The following is a 20,519-nucleotide window of genomic DNA, read 5'->3' as shown; positions in this document are numbered from 1 at the left end:
AAAGTCTTTAATAGGTTTGTGCTATCCCATTCGGAACGACTGGCTTCGATAACCAATGCTGGTCGGTTTGCACATGATTCTTGCGCACAAACTTGGCGGCAGAGTGTTTAAAATCTTCGTACGGAAACCTCTCCGCTACTCGTACAACGTACCCCTCCTGCTCTCCACCGAAGACAGATTGTTTGGTGTAGCAACTTTTTACGGTCTCTTCCTTCCAAATCCCTCTGTATAAGACAGGTGCTGTTTCCAAGCCAAGTAGTTCGGCCCATTCTACCGTTTCATCCCACGACAAGCATTCATTGTTTTCATTCCAGATCGAAAACACGTAAAAATAGCTCGTTAGATGTCCGTAATAGATGGAGTGCAGCGCATATACATTTTCCCCACAAACTCGCCAGCCTTCCGGGATATGAAACGAAATCGTCCCGTGCAGCATCTTTACCCAATGCCTGGACGCGTGATCTTTGCTATCGAGTGACCGTGCATGGATATAGTTTCGGTACAGCGTGGTATTTTCTCCATCCAGCTTTTCTGTCACGACTACTTCTTTTCCCTCGAAATGACTAACCGTTCGCAAGATTTTATCATCGTCGGTTCTACTTCTTGACCAGGGTAAATGAAAGGTTCTCGGATATTTTTTCAACAACGTTATTCACCTCCTTATTTGGCATAAGCATCTCCTTCCTTGAAGAAGTACAGCTTCCACAGGTACTCTTCGCCCAATAAATGATAAATCTCGGAAATATCTTGCTGCGTTCCGTAGTTAATCTTCATGTGCATTTGAATCAAGTTGACGACTTCGAAAATAAAATCATCGTCGAATCCTAATTCTTTTAAGAAATGGCAAGCAATTTGTGCAGATACATGCTCATGTCCGAAGTAGGAGTAATGGCCTTTCATCGGCTTGTAGGTTTTGCAAAATGGTTTTCCTGTATCGTGAAACAAGGCGACCACTTGCATGAGAAATTTGTCATCTTCCGTGTAAAAGGCGTTTACATAATCGAAAACATGATAGGTATGCTTGCACAAAGGGTACTGATGATAAGGGTTTTCCTGATTAAATTGATACATCTCTTTGAAGATCGGAATGGCATTCAGCCTGTCGAACAGCTCTTCATAGGAGGGTTCGTTTTGAAGCAATTGAACGAACTCTTCTTTTTCAATGTCATATGGAACTGGCTCGTGCAAGAGATGAATGTGATCCCAGCCTTCATTCTTGATGGGAAAATGGAAGTTTTTCCGCATCTTCGCCAAGATGTATTCGTCCACGGTTCTCTTTCGGGATTTATTGCGCTCTAGGCAAACGGAATAGGGAACATCGACGTAATAGCATTCCTTCTGGACATCGGGAAATTTGGCCAGGACCTTCATTCTCTTCTCTCTGTCAATATTGGTTGCGTCTAAGATGACATTCCTTCCATTCGCCAGCTCCGTTGCGATTTTCGAATAAACCTCAAAAAATACTTGCGCCGACTTTTTTTGTTTTCGCTCATCACCGAATAAGTTCTGGCGAATTTCATCCGTAGACACGATGATAGCTCGTTCCTTTTTGGCAATTTCTTGCGCCCACTTGCTTTTGCCACTGCCCGCAATGCCTGACAGGACGATTAATTTCTTTTTCACTTATATCTCACCTCCTTTCAATGAAAACAAATTATTCGACATGCTTTTCCAATATTATACACACTTCGCGTATGGATGGCACCCTTCTTTGTTCCTAGATTTTCCGTTCTTTACAGCCACGGACCAAAGAAGTTCTGGACAGCTTGCTCGGAATAGCTATCTTCCCCCCGCCAGTTCACGACGGCGAAAAAGTCATTCTTCCCGCCACGTCCTGGTCTGTCCTTGCTTGGAGCCAAGATCCCAGCGGATGCAAGAATTTCCATGAAGACATCCCGTTCGTTCTTGCTAGATGGAAAAACACCCTGGAGGCGCTTCTCCAGTTGACGAGCGGCATCGGTTGGTTCACTGCTGGCGATGATGGCTAGCACCTGACGGAGGATGGCTACATCTTCTTCCTGTACCGTAAGATTGTCTTCTTTGCTCACTAGCTCCAGATCAAGCATGAGGTACGGTAGATAGTTCAGGCGAATGCCGCCCCACTTGATTCTTTCAAAATTCAGGACATTCAAATCTTCGTCGGTATATAGCTCTCGCCCAGCAATATAGTAACGGTCGCATTTATGGCAGTCCCCGTACATGGCAAAATAGGTACCGTTTTCTGGATTTGTATACTTCCCTGCATTACTTTCAAACGTATGAGCCGTCAAATGCTCCGTCAAGGACCAACTAGACAAGGCGCTGCGCAGATACACCTTTCGCGTCGAGAGACTGTGTAAAAAGGCTATGGCAACTTGCTCTTTGGTCACTTTTTCATGCAAAGCAATGATGTTATCTATGCATTCCTCGTGACTGATCGTTAGCGGGTCAAACATGAGACCTTTGCTTTTTGCGTATTCAAAATCTGCTCCCGAAAAATCGTATGGGCGACTCTTCCAGCCGTTGCTGCTCCAAAATGTCTTCATCAAGATTTGCTTTGCTTTTTTATCCATAAAGGGATTCTCCTTTTTCTTCAGCTTTCCATATTTTAGCGCAGAGCGGACGTATGAAAAAAGAGTCCAACGTGTAAAAGATCGTTGGACTCTGATTGCGTGCTATCAGGTACCGCAAAACGTTTGGTAAGGACGTGCTGATTCCGCTGGTAAAGTCGTGTATTCTACCTGTTCAGGCGTGTACGCATAGGGATCAGAAAGGACTGTCAGGAGCCGTTCCATCACCGTGTAGTCCCCCTCTTTCCATGCTGCTTCCAATGCTTCTTCTACCCGATGGTTCCGCGGAATGACTGCCGGGTTGTTCTTTTTCATTCCCTGTTGTACCGCGTCGGTGTCTTCTGGCTGTCTCGTTAGTCGTGCTTTCCACTGCTCATGCCATTCCGTGAATTCGCTCGTGCCAAACAGCACAGTCTCTTCTGGTTGATTAAGCGTGAGAGCACGAAATGTATTCGTATAATCTGCACGGTGCTCCTTCATCATGTTGAGCAAACCCTCGATCAACGCTTCGTCTTGCTCCTCTTCGTTAAACAAACCGAGCTTTGCCCGCATTCCTGTGAGCCAATTGCTATGGTACAGCTTGCTAAATTCGGCAAGGACATCTTCGGCTATTTTCACTGCCTGCGCTTCATTTTCATGCAGCAACGGCAATAAGCTTTCCGCAAAACGAGAAAGATTCCAGACAGCAATGTACGGCTGATTTCCGTAAGCATAGCGGCCCTGAACGTCAATAGAGCTAAATACCGTTGCAGGATCATAGGTGTCCATGAAAGCGCAAGGGCCGTAATCAATGGTTTCGCCACTGATCGCCATGTTGTCGGTGTTCATGACCCCATGGATAAAGCCCACAAGCTGCCACTTGGCAATCAACGCTGCCTGACGCTGGATGACCCCTTTTAGTAGGAGGAGATAGCGGTTTTCTTCTGTCTCGATCTCTGGAAAATGTCTTTGCAATGTGTAATCAGCTAACGCGCGGAGATCTTCTATGGAACAAAATCTTGCCGCGAATTGGAACGTGCCTACTCTGATATGACTGGCTGCGACACGCGTCAAAATGGCACCAGGCAGCTCGGATTCGCGATAGACAGACTCGCCGGTTGTCACTACTGCAAGGCTGCGAGTCGTAGGAATTCCGAGCCCATGCATGGCCTCGCTAATGATGTATTCGCGCAGCATCGGGCCAAGGGCTGCTCTACCATCGCCGCCGCGTGAATAAGGTGTTCTGCCTGAACCTTTCAGTTGGATATCGAAGCGCTCGCCTGTAGGCGTAATCTGCTCACCAAGCAGGAGAGCACGACCGTCGCCTAGCATAGTAAAATGGCCAAACTGATGCCCCGCATATGCTTGAGCGAGAGGCATTGCGCCTTCCGGGGTTTTGTTACCCGCGAGCATGGCTATGACTTCTTCGCTTTGCAGAGCTTCGACATTCAGCCCTAGTGATTTTGCCAAACGTTCATTGAGAATGGCAAGCTTTGGCGAACGTACTGGCGGTGGATTGAGCCTAGAAAAAAACGATTTTGGCAGCGTTGTATAGCTGTTATCGAAGTTCCATCCTGGTTCGATTGTTGGTTTTTTGTCAGTCATTGTATCTCCTTTTATCGATTGACGTTATTTGCATGGAGGTAATTGTACGCATGATACATTTTGCCAATTTATTATACCCTTTTCATGCAAGATAGGAGCACATTCGCACATTTTTCGCGCACTCCTCACCGAATATCTTTCATGAGTTAGGGGGAAAATACCATTTACATAAAACCAAAAGGTGTTATATCATCATAAAAGCAAAACCAAAAGGTGTTATATTTTTCACTACGAAACGGAGAGATTTTATCGTGGAACAGAACAATCAACAAACCGTAGAAGATATTAAGCAAACCATCGTTTTCGACGCCCCTATTCAAAAGGTATGGGAGAAGGTATCCACTGCGGAAGCCATCTCAGCTTGGTTTATGCCAAATGACTTTCAGCCTGTAGTTGGTCATGAGTTTCATATCCAATCCCCTTTTGGCCCTTCTCCATGCAAAGTGCTGGAAGTAGAAGCACCACATCGCCTTTCTTTTGCTTGGGATACAGACGGTTGGGTTGTCTCTTTTCTTTTAAAAGACCTGGGAGATAAAACGGAGTTTACCCTCATTCATGGTGGATGGAAAGCTGCAGATGAGATCATCGAAAAAGCAAACGCGAAGAGCGCAATGATTCGCGAGAAGATGAATCAGGGTTGGGTTGGTATTGTTCATGAGCGTCTGAAAAAGGTTGTGGAAGGCTAAATGTCTGCCTCAGCAGAAAAGGTTGATGTATTTCAAGCGATCGCTGACCCTACTCGTCGAGAGGTGCTTCGCTTGCTTGCTGAAAACGAATTGCCGATCTCAGCAATTACCTCTCATTTCCCCATAAGCCGAACGGCTGTAGTCAAGCATCTTCATATACTTGCTGACGCAGACTTGGTTACGGGACATAAGGTTGGTCGTGAGAAGATCTATCGTTTGCATCCCGGTCCCCTGACAGAAGTAAAACAGTGGCTTTCCTTTTACGAGCAGTTTTGGAACAATAAGCTGTCTATGTTGAAGCACCTGGTGGAGACCGATGGAGATACGACGTTAACTGTCTTGCAGTCGGAACCAGATCAAAAATAGGAAATAGTTTGTCATGCCTTCCCTCTTGATCGATTGACCAAAGATCAAGAGGGTTTTCTTTGATCAGGCAGTATGGATAGAAAAAAGACTGCCGGTTGCTCGACAGTCTGGCTCGTTCGCTTACTTATTCAACAGCTCGGTCAGTTCAGTGGATTCGGTCAAATGCAACGGTGCCGTTCCATAAGCCTTCCCATCTTCTGAATCAAACATATGGTTTTTGTTGTCTCCGCTCAATACGAAGAATAGTGTCTTCGCCTTTACTTCTGTTTTGTTATCTGTATGAACAGTCGCTGGCAAAGTGTTTGTCGTTACTTCAGCGTAGTTGAATTCAACTGCCAAAGCCTCTTTCTTGTCCTTCTCCACCGCTTGGGTGCTCTCGTCAAAACGCATCGAGTCCGCAGGTGTTTCAAAACGTTTGTTCATGAGCGCAAGAATTTCCTTGAACTTGTCATCTTCTGGCTTCAGGGATGTTTTTTCCCCTTGCTTGTATACTACGATTTCTTGTGGAGCAGCGATCACCTGTTGCTCTTCTTTTTTCGCTTCTTCAGGTTTTTGCGTAGTTGCTTCACCCGCTGGCTGTTGGGTGCCAGTTGTCGATTGATTTTGATTTGTTGGTTGCTCTGTAGGCTGAGTGTTACCGCAAGCAGTAAGGACTGCTAGCAGGAGTGCAGCTGGGATCAATGCTGACTTTTTCATGTTGAGGACCACCTTTTACATATTCTCTCCACTTTTATACGCGAACACGCCCGTGTGGTTGAACGAGATGTGGAGTGCTTTTGACCAAAGCATTATATTACAATAAAATTAACCTTGCAAATAATCACCAATTCTTGTCTTCGTGCAAGCAAGCCATCATGAATGGGAAAGATGAGAGAAGGCAGTACCATTTGGACGACGGACTCATTTTATAAGGAGATACTTCATGACTCATCAAAAAATCATTCATTTCAGTGATAAGGACCTGGATGGCGTATCTTGTGCAATCCTGAGTCAAATTGCTTTCTCCAATCAAGAAGTCGATTACCGCGGAGTGACTCCTTACACTGTCAATCAAGAAGTTCAAAAGTTTCTCGAAGAAGAGCTTACCCCCGATATGTATGTCGTGATTACCGATGTAAGTGTCAATAACGAGGTCGGATCGCTCATTCAGAAAAAGGTCGATCAGGGACATGTATTTGTCTTGATCGATCATCACCCAACTGCCTTACCGTTGGCTTCCACGTACGAATGGGCAAAGGTTATTACGGAAGAATCAGGGAAAAAGACTTCGGCTACGAGCCTTTATTATGATTATCTGGTAAGCCTGGGATATCTGACTCCTACAGGCGTTCTCTCTGACTATGTGGAGCTGGTTCGTGCCTTTGATACGTGGGACTGGGATGCAACCGGTACGGTACAAGCCAATCAACTGAACATTTTATTCTATATGGTCGAGCGAGACAGCTTTATCCAGAATGTGCTGGGACGCTTGCGTGGTGAAGGTACTCATACGGATCAGTTCGTATTTGACGAAGTAGAATCGATCCTCATCTATACAGAAGAAAAGCGTATCGATGAATTTGAGCATAAAAAGCTGAAGCAAATGAAGCTGATTCCGGTAGAAATTGATTTAGACGAGCCAAAAACGTATCAAGTGGGCGTGGTTTTCCTCGAACAATATCACTCCACAACAGGCAATTTCTTATGTAAAAATGCGGAAATGATTGATTTTGTCGCGATGCTCGATCCCGGGAAAGGCAGAATCAGCTTTCGAACGATCCGAGAAGACGTAGATCTGTCTGTGATCGCCCAGCATTACGGTGGTGGCGGTCATCCAAAGGCTTCCGGATGTTCCTTTACAGGCGTTACGTTAAAGGCTTTCGTGTACCCTGCTTTACGAACGAATTAGAAAGGTGAGGAAACCAAAACGGTTTTCCCCACCTTCTTCTTTTTTTTTAGAGACTTTTTATCCAACTACAATTCAACGATCTTTGTAGCGATGTTATTACAAAACTCCCTGTCATGCTCCACAAAAAGAATCGTTGGCGAGTGTTCAAGGAGCAGCTCTTCAATTTGCATGCGAGAAATGACGTCAATAAAGTTTAATGGCTCATCCCAAATATGAAGATGGGCTTTCTCGCAAAGACTTTTCGCAATGAGTACTTTCTTCTTCTGTCCGCCACTAAAAGAAGAGATATCCTTCTCAAATTGCACACGGGAAAAGTCCAGCTTGCGCAAAATCGATTTAAACAGACTTTCCTCAATCTCATTGTCCCGGGCAAAGTCAGTTAGATTGCCCTTTAAATGGGAAGTGTCTTGAGAAACATACGAGATTTTCAGTTGACTTCCCTTTCTGAATGTCCCCGTATGTTGAATGTTCTCCCCGCAAATGAGCTTGAGAATGCTGGATTTTCCTGAACCATTCTTTCCTGACAGCGCTATACGCTCTCCTTGGTCAATCGTAAAGCTGACATCTGCGCAAACAAGCTTTTCTCCGTAAGAAATCGAGACCTTCTCCAGTTCGGCCAGTTGATTTTTATGATAAGCAAGCTGTGCAATCTTTAAGCTTTCCTGGTTTTCAATGTTTTTCAGTAGCTTCGATTTTTCATCAATAGCGGATTGCTGTCTTTGCTCCATCGATTTGGAGCGTTTCATCATTTTCGCAGCCTTGTGGCCAACATACCCTTTGTCTAATTTGGAACCGGAATTCAATGTTCCATTTTTCGTCTTTTCCACAGCGTCCGACCAGTTACTTGTGCGTTTGGCTGCGTCTGACAAGCGTTTTATGTCTTTTTTGAGCTTCTCATTCTCAGCGAGCTCATAGTTATCCTGTCTCTGTTTATTTTCCCACCAATCGGAGAAACTCCCTTTTTGCACCTCGATGTTCGTCTTGTTGATGGACAGGATGTGGTCGACACAGTTGTCTAGAAATGCGCGGTCGTGGGACACCAGAATATAACCGCTTTTGGAATGGAGATAATCACTGACGAGCTCCCTTGCATGCATGTCGAGGTGGTTGGTTGGCTCATCAATTAACAAAAAACTGTTTTCCTTTAGAAATAAGGCGGCTAACATCACTTTCGTTTGCTCCCCGTTAGACAAAGATTCAAAGGGACGATATAGAACATCGTCTGAAACCTTTAAGAGGGAGAACTCGCGCATTAATTCCCATAGCTGATAGTCCGGGACAATGTCTTGAACGATATCAAGGGTAAGATATTCTTTGTTCTCGACTTGGAAAGGAAAGTATTCAAAGCTGACTTGAGCACTAATCTTTCCGCTGTATTCATACTTACCAAGCAACAGGTTGAGAAAAGTTGTCTTCCCCCTACCGTTTCTTCCCGTAAAGCCCAATTTCCAATCCGTATCGATTTGGAAGCTCACATTTTCAAAAATGTTATCAAAACTGCCTTCATAGGCAAACGTCAAGTTATTTACACTGATTAATGACATACAATCATCCCCCTGTACGCAAAAAAATAGAAAAGCTACAAGAAAGTTACTCTCTTGTAGCTCAAATAAATACAGCAAATCCAACTCAAAAAAATGGAGTTAGATAAGGATATATTGTTTGAGTGAAGAGATATAAGTAACTTTCTTGCACATAAAGAATAAAACACGCGAAAGATTTCGCTGTTTGTTTTATTTTTTAAGCAAGAAAATTATCCATTATACTCTTCAGCTCCAGTCATTAAATTAACAGCATCATATCATAATCATTTGCACCTTTCAACAAGGAATATTTCCGTTTTTTTACTGTAGCTTCTATTGAAAACACGTGTTCCTTGGAACAATCCTCTCACTCGACAATTTTCCAGCAAGAAATTTTTTCCATATAGAGCAGGAAGTTTCGAATTCACCCAGAATTCTCATTATTGAAATTTTTTTAATTATTGCAATTATACGGAGGAGTTAAACTATGAAAAAAGTAGTCAGAGGCTTGGGTATTCTCGTGTTGGCATCATCATTCCTGTTCGTCCCGACTCAAGCAGCAGATGCGGTAGGAAAAGGAAACGACTCTAACGCCCGTCCACAAAAATATATCTTTGATGGAAACTGGAAGTACGGTGATACGTTAGTAGTGGCATACGATACGTTCTTTCCGAATGGATGGATTTCGATTGAAAAAGAGCCACATCGTGGAACACAGCTTGGATATGAAGTAGCGAAATATATTGTTGGCGCTAATTATGGGCAAGTAGAAAGAAGCTTGAGCTTTAACATCCCTTCTGGTTGGGTAGAAATCGGTCGAGGTTATAACAGCAAGAGACAAGCTTATATCGATATCAGAAATGAGAATAAAAAACGGTACCAACCTCAAGAGCTGGAGAATAAATGGGTCGGTACCGGGGTGCCTGTACCATATGGCTGGGTCGTGGTAAATGTAAATCTCTATGAAAAACAAATCGTAAATATCACCAGTATCCCTACTGAATCCAGCATTGAAGCGGTCAAACACCCTTCGCCAGCCTTTGCTTATGAAATCCCAAGAGGCTGGGAAATCACTGTAGATGGAGAGCATTCTCGAATTCTCACAAGAAAGTACTAATCATAACGGATACAATCTGTTACGAAATGAGATCATGAAACGGCCTGTAGGTAGCACGATGGAAAACCATTCGTGTAACCCACAGGTCGTTTTCGTTATTTGAAAGGAAAGCTATCCTGCGTTTTCCAAACAGAATTAAATTCAGTAATTTCAGTATTGACTAAAATAACTGAAATTACTTAAGATAATACACATAACATCTTTTAGGAAGTGATGCACATGAAAAAGTCTGCTTTGATTAGTGCTGTGCTCTTGTTTATCACTATACTCGTAGGGGTTCTTGGCACGTACAGCATCATGATTGCACTACCACTTATTGGAGAGGAATTACATCTGAATCCAGTGGAACAAGGTGCGATCATGAGTGTATATTTTTTAGGCTTCGCGATTTTCACCATTCCTGGAGGGATCATTGCTGATAAACGAGGATCGAAGCAAATTATTATAATCAGCGTGGTACTGTGGGCAATATTGACTGCACTTACAGGAGCGGTCACAAGTTTTGCAGCCTTACTCGTTGTCCGTTTTTTGTTGGGGGTTATCGATGCCCCACTAATGCCTTCTATGTATAAAGCGATTGCCGAACGAACACCTGCAAACATCCGTACGACCACATTATCCATCGTTTCAACAGCCGATCCACTTGGGTCTGGACTTGCCCCTTTTCTCGTAGCACCATTGATTGCAATACTGGGATGGCAGGAAGCTACTTTTGTTACAGCATCAATCGGCCTGCTCTTGGCCCCCATTCTCTTGATATTCCTTCCCCGTCCTTTCGTAATAGAACAACCTTCAAGCTCAGATTCAAGCTCAGCATCAAAATCGAATCCTATCCCTTTACTATCTCTTTTACGTAACATCGATTTGTGGAAACTAACAGGTATGCTCAGCGGAATTAATATCGTGATGATTGGATGCATGACATGGGTACCTACCTACTTAACAACTGAAAAACATCTTGCTATTACCGAATCGGGCTTATATGCATCGCTTCCTCTTCTCATTTCCATGCTTGGCTTTTTGGCAGGCGGATGGTTATTTGACCGTTATTTTCATCAAAAGTTTCGAACGATGGTCGTTCCGTCCATTCTGGTCTCAACGATTTTCCTCACGCTTATGATCCTAACTGACGATGTCAACCTGTTTATGTTGTTTGAGGCTATTTCTTTGTTTTTTCTATCCCTTACCACTCAACCTATTATTGGACTTACCATGCGTCTCATTCCCTCAGATGCTATGGGCACTGCTACTGGAATTCTGTTAACCGGAGGAAAGCTGGCAAGTATTTTTACACCAATCGCGATAGGCGCATTCATTCAGGCGTACTCCTTTCAAGCCGGTTTTTCCCTGTTGCTAGTAGGTGCAGGAATCTCTTTTGTTTCATCCATTCTTATCCATTTCAAAAGGAGTGAGTAGCTTGACTGATTTCATTCAAAAACTGCTGCAAGAAATGCCAGATTTCTCCCATTTTCTAACTATTGAAGAATTGGACACCTCTTCCCGTGAATTAGCAGCCGCCTATCCACATCTTGTTACGCTCAGTACCATTGGTCACTCAACAGAAGGACACCCCATCCTTATGCTGCGAATTGGAAATGGCCAACATCGCGCGCTGTTTGTCGGTTGTCCGCATCCAAATGAACCGGTTGGAGCTCTATCGTTAGAGTATCTCAGCAAAAAGCTATGTGAGGATTCTGCCCTATTAGAGCAAATGGATTATACCTTCTATATCATCAAAGAAATCGATGTAGATGGTTGCCGACTGAATGAGGGTTGGTACCGCGGTCCATTTTCTCCAGATCGTTACATCCGCAGCTACTATCGTCCCAGTATGCTCGAACAAGTTGAATGGACATTCCCGTACGCCTATAAAACGTTCGGCTTCAGCGAGCCCATTCCTGAAACCGTAGCATTTATGCGGGCGATTGATGAAGCCAAGCCGCATTTCCTCAACAGCTTGCATAGCTCCGATCAAACGGGAACGTTTTATTATGTATCGACGCCTCTTCCCGACGCATTGTGCCAACAGATCGTAAAACTGACCCATGATCATCAATTACCGCTGATGATCGGCGAACCGGAGGCACCATTCATGCCCCCTATCCAAGACGGTTTTTATCAGCTACCTGAGCTGTCTGCTATGTACGATTACTACCAATGCAACCTGCCTACTGGAGAAGACCCTGCAAAAGCAATCCTCATGGGGGGCTCATCCCGCGATTATGCTGGGACACGTTACAATACCTTTTGCCTTGTGTCGGAAATATCGTTGTTTACGGATCCAAGGATGGGAGATAAATCTGAAACGACTCATAGCTACAAGGATGCTACGCTGGACATAGCCAAACTGGAAGGTGAGCATTTTGCATTTTTATCCAAACAGTACCAAAGCGCACAGGCATTCATAACGATCCCAACCAAATTTCAGCGATCTGTAGAGGATTTTCTGATCGGTATGGAGGAAGTTCGAGCCCATCATTTAAAATCAGCTGAAAGTGATGAAACCTTAGCACGCTTTGCAACAGTAGCTGAAATGTTTGACTTGAAACTACGCACTTTATGGACTTCTCTATGCTGCTGCAGCATGCAGATCCGCATGCTGGATGCCCAGCCCGACAACATCACCCTTTCAGAGATTCGAGCAGAATCAGAAAAATGGCTGGATCAAGGCTTACAAGAGCTACTCTCCTTTTTTAATTGGTCGATGCGTCCACTGCGCGAATTGTGCGGTGTCCAGCTAGGTTCTGCCTTGATGATAATGGAGCATCTTCGTCAAACCAATGATAGCACCGCTACGCCACTAAAATAAGGAATGATGTGAGCGCCTGTCAGCAGACCAGGCGCATTTTCTTTTGTTATTTTCTGAAGAAAGCGATGACTATTGATAGTATAATAGACAAAAGCATGGATATCGGGCAAAACGAGGAAAAAGGAGTCTTGAAGTTGGACAAATTAACGGCGGAAACGATGCAATTGATTGAAGAAATGGCTCTCCATCACGAAAATCAAGGATTATCCAGAATTGCTGGCCGGATTATAGGACTGTTGATGGTCTCGCAGGAACCCCTTTCATCCGAACAGATTGCCACTACATTGCAAGTCAGTCTAGGCAGTGTATCTACCAATATGCGCATTCTTTTAAAAAGTGGAATCGCGGAAAAAAAGAGTGTGACAGGCGACCGTGTGAGTTATTACATCGTGGCACCAGACGCAATTGAGGAAGAGTTTATACAGGGTTTAGAGCGAATATTATCATTAAAGAATATCATAGAAAAAGGAATGCAAATTGAAAATTTGAAGGAAAGTGAGTTAGTTATGCAGCGGTTTCATGAGATGCTGGAAGCAATTGAGCTATACAGGGAATCTCTCAATCAAATGCTCGCTGAGTGGAAGTCTCGTCGCATGTAACATCAAAGAGCTCGTATCAATATCGTATCAAATGAAAAGCAGAAAAGGCAGCTTTGGCGTTGAAAAGCCACGGGCTGCCTTTTTCAAAAAAGGATGGGTATCAATCATTTGACTGGCGATAACTCGTTTTCCGTCACCCATTTATAATTTTTGACCTCTCCGCCACCCGATGTGGGCGTGTAATCGACCATATATACCGTAGTGGATTCGACAGTATCGAGCTTCCCTGTTGCATCCAGCATCCCTTTCACATGATCAGCCTTCAGAATGACTTCTGTTCCTGGATCATACGGCTGCTTGATGTGATTTTTGATCTCTTCCTGAATGATCCATTTATAATTCTTCACTGGTGGCTCCCCTGTTGTAGGCGTATAGGTAACACTATAGGCCGTCGTATCGTATGCCGCCACAATCTTTGCTTTAGCCCCCTGCATCCCCGGAGCATGATTCGCTTTTAGAATGACTTCACTTCCAATGACATAGGTTGGCTTTGGTACAACCTCTACTCCCTCCGGAACATTCGGTTTTCCAAAATTGCATCCACTTATCCCCATAATTGCAATCAGCATCAACGAAATTAGTCGCAGCCTTTTCATGTCGACACCCCGAATTCGTAGTTGTCTGCTATCGTATTTTCCGCTAACTGTCAATTATTATGGATACGGATGGCATACCTTATCCACCCGATGCTATTGAAAAGCATCCATGGAAGGAACCGACACTATTTGCCCGGTATTTCCCCCCGAAGGTAACGTTCGCCCCATTCACACATGAGATCCATGATTGGTTTTAGCGATTCTCCCAATTCACTCAATTCATACTCGACCTTTGGCGGTACTTGGCTGTACACGGTCCTGATGACGATTCCATCCTCTTCTAGCTCACGAAGCTGCTGTGTCAGGATTTTTTGGCTAATGTCCGGCATTTGTTTCTTCAATTCGCTCGTTCGTTTGGGGCCGTAGTATAGCTGACATAAAATCAAGGTTTTCCATTTACCACCTAAAACATCTAGTGTTGCTTCAGAAGGAATTTGGTATGTATGTTTGAGCTTTGGTCTCATCAATCAGCTATCCTCCCCTATTACTTACGATTTTTACAGGAACTTTTTTGTTCCTATGTTACTTTTTGGTATCAATAGCACAAAAAAGTGCGTACTTTTCATTTTCCATTATATGGTGCATGATTCGGATATACTAGCACCTTAGAAGATGGACGCCCATCTAACATACAAATGACTACAAAGATAGAGGGTGTATAAAAATGAGAGTACTGACAGTTGTTACTCATCCACGAACCAATTCCTTGACCTTTGCCGTTGCAGAACGTTTCGTTCAGGGACTAAAAGATGCAGGACATGAGGTTGAAGTATTGGATTTGCATCGCAGTGGTTTTCACCCTGTTTTATGGGAGGAAGATGAACCAGATTGGAACAATGGAGATAAGAAATATTCCGAAGAAGTCGAGATTGAAATGGAGCGCATGAGAAAACACGACGCGTTAGCCTTTATTTTTCCGATCTGGTGGTTCAGCATGCCGGCCATGTTAAAAGGATATATCGATCGCGTCTGGAACAACGGATTTGCCTATGGCTCACGCAAGCTGCATCATAAACATGCATTGTGGATCGGTCTCGCAGCTGCTCCAGAAGATCACTTTCAAAAAAGAAATTATGACCAAATGATGGCGCACCACCTCAATGTCGGAATCTCCAGTTACGTCGGAATCGGCGATTCGAGGGTTGAGTTCCTTTATGACACCTTGGCGCAAAATCCAGCGCATATCGAGCAGCTGTTGGACCGTGCTTATTACCTGGGATTCCATTATGGAAAGAAAGAGAGCCTGAAAATATAAAAAATATCATTCTATCGAAGCCAACGGTGGGCGTTGCAACTTTATCGCCCACCCCTTCTGATTTACCGGATGTTTAAACAAGAAAAAAGAAAGCCCCCTTTTTCTCATGAGAAAAAGAAGGCTTTCAACTATGTGTATACGCGTTACGCAAGTACCTCAACAGTAAAACCACCAGGAGCTTTCACATAAAACGTCCACCCATGCGATCTTACTGGCGGTGCAACTTTGTAACCATCTTCTTTTAAGCGTTGATTAATTTCATTTACTTTCTCTTCGCTCTCTTGGATGAAGCCGATATGAAATGTCTTGGGATATTGGACTTCGGCACCCTTCATCAAGGTAAACACCAGGCCGTTATCGTCAAATAGGACCCTAAAATTATCGCCACGAGCATCCTCCGACGTATCTAACTTTTTTAGGCCAAAATATTTCTCCAAGAAACCCGCAGCAGCTGGAACATCCGTAACGGTAAGATTGACGTGATTCAATTTCATAATGACCACACATCCTTTGCACGAGATTAATTCAAGCGTAGCACATTCATGCAAATGCCAATCTTGATAGGCTCCGAGGCAGATCATTGTCATGAAGATCCGTCACATATCTTTAAGGTTTCACGATCATTCTATTTGCTCACAGCAGCTACTTTGATTTGTTTACGATATGAATAGCATGGCCTAACACCGCTTCGGCAGCCTCCAGCCATACCTCGCTTAAAGTGGGATGCGGATGCATGGTTAACGCCACATCTTCTACACGCGCAGCAAGCTCAAGTGCCAGTACGCCTTCCCCAATCAGGTTCGATGCATCAGCACCTACAATGTGCATTCCCAACAATAAATGACTTTCTTGATCCACTATCACCTCAGCAAAACCTTCTCCTTCATCTATGGCGAGTGCTCTGCCATTCGCCCGATAAGGGAAAGTCGCTGCCTTGACCTTGTACCCTTGAAGCTCTGCCTCATCGCGTGTCATCCCCACACCAGCTATTTGCGGCTCAGTAAAAATCACATAAGGTACAAAAGGGGAATCTACGCTGCTAGGCAGCCCTGCGATCACCTCGGCTGCCACAATCCCTTGCTTCGCCGCACGATGAGCTAACGCAGGGCCAGGTGTTACATCGCCGATGGCATAAATATGCGCCTTGTTCGTACTGCCAGTCGATGTCACGGGAATATAGCCGCGCTCGTCCATTTCTACTCCCGCCTGCGCAAGTCCGAGTTCACCTGTGTTCGGCACTCGCCCTATAGTGACGAGGGTTTTATGTGCAGTGATACTTTCGGAACCGTTCTTTTCCGAAGTGCATACGAGTGTGACTCTTCCGTTCGCTACCTCAGCCTTCTCTACTTTTGTCGCGATCTTGACCGTCATCCCGAGCTGTTTCGCCTGCTTGAGCACTTCCTGAGAGAGATGGGCGGCTGTTTGCGGCAAAATACGCTCACTTGCTTCAATGATGGTCACCTGCGATCCAAGCTTGGCGAACGCCATCCCGAGCTCCATACCAATATAGCCGCCGCCGATTATGGCCAGTGTTTCCGGTACGTCATCCAATGCCAGCATATCAGTAGAATCCAGAATATATTCTCCATCTGTTTTTAAAAACGATGGAATGAATGGACGTGATCCTGTCGCAATAATCGCTTGTTTACATTTGTACGTTTCAAAATCGCCACCCGTCTCTACGCCAATCCGATCACTCGAGAGAAATGTCGCTGTTCCCTTCACGACTGTAACCCCATTGGCCTGACAGAGATAATCGATGCCTTTGTTCAATTGAGCAACGACAGAAGACTTCCACGTCTGCCAGCTCGGCATATGGAAGGTTGCTTTCCCTGTCGGAAGCTGGATTCCAAGCTTATTTAGACGATTTAGCTTGTGGTATTCGCCTGCTGTATGAATCAAGGCTTTCGACGGGATGCATCCGCGATTTAAGCAAACCCCACCCAGTACTTCCTTTTCAATCAGAACAACCGATTTCCCCAGCTGTCCGAGACGAATAGCGGCTGCATAACCTCCTGGCCCACCACCGATGACAACTACATCTGTTTCGACTGCTACTTCGCCGACTACCATCTATACCATCTCCGCAAACAATAGATTCGGATCTTCCAGCAGCTCCTTGATCCGGTTGGTAAAACGTACTGCCGTCACGCCATCGATCAGGCGATGATCAAACGAAAGTGACAGGTTCATCATCCAGCGAATAACGCCTTCATCCTCACGCACGACCCAGCGTTTCTCCATTTTGTGCAAACTGATAATCGCTACTTCCGGGTGATTAATGATTGGCGTTGCTTGCAGTCCCCCGATTGGCCCTACATTGCTGATCGTGAAAGTGCCACCTGTAATGTGCTCCATGGTCAATTTTCCTTCGCGAGCCAAGCGTGCCAGTTGATCGATTTCTTCCGCGAGTTGAAAAATCGATTTGTGGTCTGCATCCTTGATGACTGGTACGATCAAGCCCTCAGGCGTATCCGTTGCAATGCCGATATGGTAAAAGCGCTTGAGCAAAATTTCATTCGTACGTTCGTCAATCGATGCGTTTAGCGTCGGGAATTCCTTTAGTGCAATGACCAGCGCTTTGATAAAGAACGGGAGGAAGGTCAGCTTAATATTCCGTTTTTCCGCATGTGGCCTTAACGTTTCGCGCAAAGCACGCAGCTGATCCATCTCCAGCTCGTCGACAGAAGTCACATGCGGGATGATTGTGACTGATTTCACCATATGCTCGGCAATCTTTTTCCGTATGCCTTTTAACGGTAGCCGTTCGATACCTCCCTGCGACGAGGTGGCTGCACGAGTAGCGGTTCCTGTTTTCGACTGAACAATCGGTTCCGTCTCAATCGCTGCTGTACTTGCCTCCAACAGGCGCTCATTGCCAGTGGCCGATGTCGGAAACTTAGCTGGTGCTGATTTTTGCAATCGATTGGCGAATTGGCGCAAATCCTCTTCCGTCACACGTCCCGCTGCTCCTGTACCTGTGACCAACTCGATATCCAGCTTCATTTCCCGCGCCAACTGCCGAACGTACGGCGTGGCCAATGAGCGGCGGTGATCAGCACGAGCTGGAGTAAAATGGACGGTCTTATCCGGGTTTACGACCTTTTCTGGATGCTTTGTCTCCGTCTTTACTTCCACTTCTGTACCTGCATCGATCACGAGAAGGGTTGTGCCGACCTCTACTATTTCCCCTTCTGCTATGAAAATGTCACGAATGATGCCAGTCACTGGCGCAGACAACTCGGCATTCACCTTGTCTGTCTGCACCTCCAGTAGTGGCTGATCCTGTTGAACGGATTCGCCTGTGCGAACCAGTACTTTTACGATTTCTCCTTCATGCATACCTTCTCCCACATCCGGAAGCTTGAACTCAACCATATGACTCGCTCCTTCTCTTAAAACGTAGCCGTTTCCATAATTCCGTCCTTCACGCGTTCAGCCGTTGGCAAATAGTCATCCTCGATGCTAAATTGTGGGACGGGCACGTCAAATCCGGTAATCCGTTTCACGGGAGCCTTCATGTAGATCAAAGCTTCATCATTAATTATGGAAATGATCTCTGCACCCAACCCAGCAGTTTTATGGGCTTCATGTACGACAACTGCGCGTCCAGTCTTTTTGACCGAGGCAATGATGGTATCCCGATCCAACGGATAGAGGGTACGTAGATCAATGACTTCGCAGCTCAAGCCGTTTTCGCGCTCGATCTGTTTCGCCGCATCCTCTGCGACACGAAGCATCGCTCCCCAAGCAAAAATAGATACATCCGAGCCTTCCTGGACGACCTTCGCTTTTCCGATGGGCACACGGTACATTTCTTCGGGAACCTCTTGTTTAAATGCGCGATAGAGCTTGGTCGGCTCCAAAAAAATAACCGGATCAGGATCTTCCATTGCTGCAATCAGCAAGCCTTTTGCATCATAAGGTGTGCTTGGTGCCACAACCTTTAAGCCCGGTACATGAGCAAAAAACGTTTCGACACTCTCCGAATGCAACTCCGGACCGCGAATCCCTGCCCCGTACGGCGTGCGTATGACCATCGGGACATGGTACTGTCCGCGAGTACGATAGCGCATGCGTGCAGCATGAGAAACAATTTGCTCAAAGCCTGGGTAAATAAAGGCAAGGAATTGAATCTCGACCACAGGAATTTTCCCGTTCATGGCAAGACCGATCGCTGCCCCGATGATTCCCGCCTCGGCTAGCGGCGTGTCCACTACACGATCCGGACCGTATTTGTGAACCAAATCTTCCGTCGCCCGGAACACACCACCATTCACGCCAATATCCTCGCCGAGCAGCATGATGCGTGAATCATCTGCCAATTTTTGATCCATGGCCTCCGTGATCGCTTGAATCATCGTCAGTTTGCGTTTCATGCTGGGATTCCCTCCTGCTTCGATGGCTTGACGAGCTCGCTCTCCTGTTCCGTTGCCATCCACGATGGTTCAGCGTAGACGTGCTTGAACATGTCTTCCGGTTTGGACTTCGGATAGCTCTCTGCTTCCACAAGAGCTGCATCGATTTGTTCATTCACGTGTGCCATCAGCTCATCTTCCTTCGTCTCATTCCACAACCCTTGATTCTCCAGAAACACACGCAAACGTTGGAGTGGGTCGCGCTCTTGACGCCATTCCTCGGACAAAATCTCTTGATCCCGGTATTTCTTCGGATCATCTGCGGTTGTGTGAGCGCCATAGCGGAATGTCACCGCTTCGATCAACGTCGGTCCCTTCCCTTCCAACGCACGTTGCATGGCTTCTTTCATGGTCAGCCAAACAGCGAAGATATCATTGCCGTCTATCCGAACCCCAGGGATATCATAAGCGGCCGAACGCTGTGCAATCGTTTTCGATGCAGACTGCTGTGAAAACGGAACGCTGATCGCGAAGCCGTTGTTTTGGCAGAAGAAAATGGTCGGCGTCTGAAATACGCCTGCAAAATTCAATGCCTCATGGAAATCTCCCTCTGAGCTTGCTCCGTCACCAAAGTAGGCGATGCTAACATGCTGTTCGTTTTGCAGCTTGCTCGCCCAAGCAGTCCCTACCGCATGAACCATTTGAGTCGCAATTGGTACACATGGCGGCATGATATTCAAATGTTTCGGACTGATACTCCCTTCCATGTGGCCCATCCAATAGAGGAACACCCGTGCCATGGATTGACCATGGACGATCGCTGCCGCATGGTCTCGGTAGGTTGGGAAAAGCCAATCTCCAGGTGCTAATGCCATCGCGCTGCCGACTTGCGAAGCTTCCTGCCCTTCAAAAGGAGCATACGTCCCCATTCTTCCTTGTCGTTGCAGGTTAATCGACTTGCGGTCAAACTGCCGAACCAGCACCATATTTTCATACATCTTGATCATCGTCGCCTCGTCTAAAAGCCCCTTGAGATCGCTTACCAGCTCACCCGCTGGACTCAATACCTGATATAATGAAGACATGGAAACATCCCTCGCTTTTTCGATGAAAAACACCACGGTGTCTTTCGATCATGTGATATTGATTCGTCTTGCCTCTGCTTTCGTCCCTATAGAAGAGCAAGTAG

General features: G+C 45.5%; 21 protein-coding genes. 8 read left to right on the top strand and 13 right to left on the bottom strand.

From position 1 onward, the window contains the following. Nucleotides 1–7: 7 nt before the first annotated feature. From BBR47_RS14105 to BBR47_RS14090, 4 genes are all read right to left on the bottom strand, one after another. Nucleotides 8–646 carry an RNA ligase family protein gene (locus BBR47_RS14105; RefSeq protein ID WP_015891074.1) on the bottom strand — a complete coding sequence of 213 codons (639 nt, stop codon included), beginning with the start codon at nucleotides 644–646 and terminating at the stop codon, nucleotides 8–10. A gap of 14 nt (nucleotides 647–660) precedes the next feature. Further along, nucleotides 661–1,623, bottom strand: a complete 963-nt coding sequence (locus BBR47_RS14100) for an AAA family ATPase (RefSeq protein ID WP_015891073.1) — start codon at nucleotides 1,621–1,623, stop codon at nucleotides 661–663. Nucleotides 1,624–1,733: 110 nt separating this feature from the next. Then, a complete protein-coding gene (locus BBR47_RS14095; RefSeq protein WP_015891072.1) occupies nucleotides 1,734–2,552 on the bottom strand; it encodes a hypothetical protein in 819 nt (272 codons plus the stop codon). Between the two features lie 105 nt (nucleotides 2,553–2,657). Continuing rightward, nucleotides 2,658–4,133 (bottom strand): protein adenylyltransferase SelO, encoded by a 1,476-nt coding sequence (locus BBR47_RS14090; RefSeq protein WP_015891071.1) that lies wholly within the window; start codon nucleotides 4,131–4,133, stop codon nucleotides 2,658–2,660. Nucleotides 4,134–4,384: 251 nt separating this feature from the next. Between BBR47_RS14090 and BBR47_RS14085 the strand changes: the two genes are divergently transcribed. After that, complete coding sequence (locus tag BBR47_RS14085) at nucleotides 4,385–4,819, top strand: SRPBCC family protein (RefSeq protein WP_015891070.1); 435 nt, start codon at nucleotides 4,385–4,387, stop codon at nucleotides 4,817–4,819. Then, the gene (locus BBR47_RS14080) at nucleotides 4,820–5,185 is read left to right on the top strand and encodes an ArsR/SmtB family transcription factor (protein ID WP_015891069.1); all 366 of its coding nucleotides are present in this window, start codon (nucleotides 4,820–4,822) and stop codon (nucleotides 5,183–5,185) included. A gap of 120 nt (nucleotides 5,186–5,305) precedes the next feature. On the opposite strand, the gene BBR47_RS14075 is transcribed toward BBR47_RS14080, so the two are convergent. Then, entirely contained in the window at nucleotides 5,306–5,881 is a 576-nt protein-coding gene (locus tag BBR47_RS14075) for a hypothetical protein (protein WP_015891068.1), read from the bottom strand. A 226-nt stretch (nucleotides 5,882–6,107) separates the two neighbouring features. On the opposite strand from BBR47_RS14075, the gene BBR47_RS14070 reads away from it, so the two are divergent. Then, nucleotides 6,108–7,073, top strand: coding sequence for a DHH family phosphoesterase (locus BBR47_RS14070; protein WP_015891066.1), 966 nt, complete (start codon nucleotides 6,108–6,110; stop codon nucleotides 7,071–7,073). Nucleotides 7,074–7,138: 65 nt separating this feature from the next. On the opposite strand, the gene BBR47_RS14065 is transcribed toward BBR47_RS14070, so the two are convergent. Continuing rightward, nucleotides 7,139–8,617: an Lsa family ABC-F type ribosomal protection protein gene (locus BBR47_RS14065; RefSeq protein ID WP_015891065.1), complete on the bottom strand. Its 1,479-nt coding sequence runs from the start codon at nucleotides 8,615–8,617 to the stop codon at nucleotides 7,139–7,141. A 466-nt stretch (nucleotides 8,618–9,083) separates the two neighbouring features. On the opposite strand from BBR47_RS14065, the gene BBR47_RS14060 reads away from it, so the two are divergent. The 4 genes from BBR47_RS14060 (at nucleotide 9,084) to BBR47_RS14045 (ending at nucleotide 13,121) form a co-directional block, all read left to right on the top strand. Continuing rightward, a complete protein-coding gene (locus BBR47_RS14060) occupies nucleotides 9,084–9,713 on the top strand; it encodes a hypothetical protein (protein WP_015891064.1) in 630 nt (209 codons plus the stop codon). 219 nt (nucleotides 9,714–9,932) lie between these two features. Next, nucleotides 9,933–11,129 (top strand): MFS transporter, encoded by a 1,197-nt coding sequence (locus tag BBR47_RS14055; protein ID WP_015891063.1) that lies wholly within the window; start codon nucleotides 9,933–9,935, stop codon nucleotides 11,127–11,129. Nucleotide 11,130: 1 nt separating this feature from the next. Beyond that, entirely contained in the window at nucleotides 11,131–12,522 is a 1,392-nt protein-coding gene (locus tag BBR47_RS14050; protein WP_050763830.1) for a M14 family zinc carboxypeptidase, read from the top strand. A gap of 134 nt (nucleotides 12,523–12,656) precedes the next feature. Then, nucleotides 12,657–13,121 (top strand): GbsR/MarR family transcriptional regulator, encoded by a 465-nt coding sequence (locus tag BBR47_RS14045; protein WP_231850595.1) that lies wholly within the window; start codon nucleotides 12,657–12,659, stop codon nucleotides 13,119–13,121. A 104-nt stretch (nucleotides 13,122–13,225) separates the two neighbouring features. On the opposite strand, the gene BBR47_RS14040 is transcribed toward BBR47_RS14045, so the two are convergent. After that, nucleotides 13,226–13,717: a YdhK family protein gene (locus BBR47_RS14040; RefSeq protein WP_041749418.1), complete on the bottom strand. Its 492-nt coding sequence runs from the start codon at nucleotides 13,715–13,717 to the stop codon at nucleotides 13,226–13,228. A gap of 125 nt (nucleotides 13,718–13,842) precedes the next feature. Beyond that, the gene (locus BBR47_RS14035; RefSeq protein ID WP_015891059.1) at nucleotides 13,843–14,181 is read right to left on the bottom strand and encodes a winged helix-turn-helix transcriptional regulator; all 339 of its coding nucleotides are present in this window, start codon (nucleotides 14,179–14,181) and stop codon (nucleotides 13,843–13,845) included. A 200-nt stretch (nucleotides 14,182–14,381) separates the two neighbouring features. Between BBR47_RS14035 and BBR47_RS14030 the strand changes: the two genes are divergently transcribed. After that, complete coding sequence (locus tag BBR47_RS14030; RefSeq protein ID WP_015891058.1) at nucleotides 14,382–14,972, top strand: NAD(P)H oxidoreductase; 591 nt, start codon at nucleotides 14,382–14,384, stop codon at nucleotides 14,970–14,972. A gap of 143 nt (nucleotides 14,973–15,115) precedes the next feature. On the opposite strand, the gene BBR47_RS14025 is transcribed toward BBR47_RS14030, so the two are convergent. The 5 genes from BBR47_RS14025 to pdhA all read right to left on the bottom strand — a co-directional run bounded on the left by BBR47_RS14025 (nucleotide 15,116) and on the right by pdhA (nucleotide 20,415). Further along, nucleotides 15,116–15,466: a VOC family protein gene (locus BBR47_RS14025; protein WP_015891057.1), complete on the bottom strand. Its 351-nt coding sequence runs from the start codon at nucleotides 15,464–15,466 to the stop codon at nucleotides 15,116–15,118. A gap of 148 nt (nucleotides 15,467–15,614) precedes the next feature. After that, nucleotides 15,615–17,045 carry a dihydrolipoyl dehydrogenase gene (gene lpdA / locus BBR47_RS14020; RefSeq protein ID WP_015891056.1) on the bottom strand — a complete coding sequence of 477 codons (1,431 nt, stop codon included), beginning with the start codon at nucleotides 17,043–17,045 and terminating at the stop codon, nucleotides 15,615–15,617. Next, complete coding sequence (locus BBR47_RS14015; protein ID WP_015891055.1) at nucleotides 17,046–18,350, bottom strand: dihydrolipoamide acetyltransferase family protein; 1,305 nt, start codon at nucleotides 18,348–18,350, stop codon at nucleotides 17,046–17,048. It abuts the gene before it with no gap. A gap of 17 nt (nucleotides 18,351–18,367) precedes the next feature. Beyond that, nucleotides 18,368–19,351, bottom strand: coding sequence for an alpha-ketoacid dehydrogenase subunit beta (locus BBR47_RS14010; protein WP_015891054.1), 984 nt, complete (start codon nucleotides 19,349–19,351; stop codon nucleotides 18,368–18,370). Next, nucleotides 19,348–20,415, bottom strand: a complete 1,068-nt coding sequence (gene pdhA / locus BBR47_RS14005) for a pyruvate dehydrogenase (acetyl-transferring) E1 component subunit alpha (RefSeq protein ID WP_041749417.1) — start codon at nucleotides 20,413–20,415, stop codon at nucleotides 19,348–19,350. The genes BBR47_RS14010 and pdhA overlap by 4 nt, the downstream gene beginning before the upstream one ends. Between the last annotated feature and the right edge of the window lie 104 nt (nucleotides 20,416–20,519).

Origin of the sequence: Brevibacillus brevis NBRC 100599 (genome assembly GCF_000010165.1) — a bacterium.
Lineage (GTDB): Bacteria > Bacillota > Bacilli > Brevibacillales > Brevibacillaceae > Brevibacillus > Brevibacillus brevis_D.
The sequence above is the reverse complement of the archived record's forward strand: the minus strand, read 5'-3'. Positions and strand labels throughout refer to the sequence as shown.

What these genes read in the sequence shown, in the direction of transcription:
- BBR47_RS14075 (WP_015891068.1), bottom strand. Translation starts at nt 5,881, where the DNA reads ATGAAAAAGTCAGCATTGATCCCAGCTGCACTCCTGCTAGCAGTCCTT.
- BBR47_RS14095 (WP_015891072.1), bottom strand. Translation starts at nt 2,552, where the DNA reads ATGGATAAAAAAGCAAAGCAAATCTTGATGAAGACATTTTGGAGCAGC.
- BBR47_RS14080 (WP_015891069.1), top strand. Translation starts at nt 4,820, where the DNA reads ATGTCTGCCTCAGCAGAAAAGGTTGATGTATTTCAAGCGATCGCTGAC.
- BBR47_RS14040 (WP_041749418.1), bottom strand. Translation starts at nt 13,717, where the DNA reads ATGAAAAGGCTGCGACTAATTTCGTTGATGCTGATTGCAATTATGGGG.
- BBR47_RS14030 (WP_015891058.1), top strand. Translation starts at nt 14,382, where the DNA reads ATGAGAGTACTGACAGTTGTTACTCATCCACGAACCAATTCCTTGACC.
- BBR47_RS14070 (WP_015891066.1), top strand. Translation starts at nt 6,108, where the DNA reads ATGACTCATCAAAAAATCATTCATTTCAGTGATAAGGACCTGGATGGC.
- BBR47_RS14015 (WP_015891055.1), bottom strand. Translation starts at nt 18,350, where the DNA reads ATGGTTGAGTTCAAGCTTCCGGATGTGGGAGAAGGTATGCATGAAGGA.
- BBR47_RS14065 (WP_015891065.1), bottom strand. Translation starts at nt 8,617, where the DNA reads ATGTCATTAATCAGTGTAAATAACTTGACGTTTGCCTATGAAGGCAGT.
- BBR47_RS14090 (WP_015891071.1), bottom strand. Translation starts at nt 4,133, where the DNA reads ATGACTGACAAAAAACCAACAATCGAACCAGGATGGAACTTCGATAAC.
- BBR47_RS14035 (WP_015891059.1), bottom strand. Translation starts at nt 14,181, where the DNA reads ATGAGACCAAAGCTCAAACATACATACCAAATTCCTTCTGAAGCAACA.
- BBR47_RS14055 (WP_015891063.1), top strand. Translation starts at nt 9,933, where the DNA reads ATGAAAAAGTCTGCTTTGATTAGTGCTGTGCTCTTGTTTATCACTATA.
- BBR47_RS14060 (WP_015891064.1), top strand. Translation starts at nt 9,084, where the DNA reads ATGAAAAAAGTAGTCAGAGGCTTGGGTATTCTCGTGTTGGCATCATCA.
- BBR47_RS14010 (WP_015891054.1), bottom strand. Translation starts at nt 19,351, where the DNA reads ATGAAACGCAAACTGACGATGATTCAAGCGATCACGGAGGCCATGGAT.
- pdhA (WP_041749417.1), bottom strand. Translation starts at nt 20,415, where the DNA reads ATGTCTTCATTATATCAGGTATTGAGTCCAGCGGGTGAGCTGGTAAGC.
- BBR47_RS14025 (WP_015891057.1), bottom strand. Translation starts at nt 15,466, where the DNA reads ATGAAATTGAATCACGTCAATCTTACCGTTACGGATGTTCCAGCTGCT.
- lpdA (WP_015891056.1), bottom strand. Translation starts at nt 17,045, where the DNA reads ATGGTAGTCGGCGAAGTAGCAGTCGAAACAGATGTAGTTGTCATCGGT.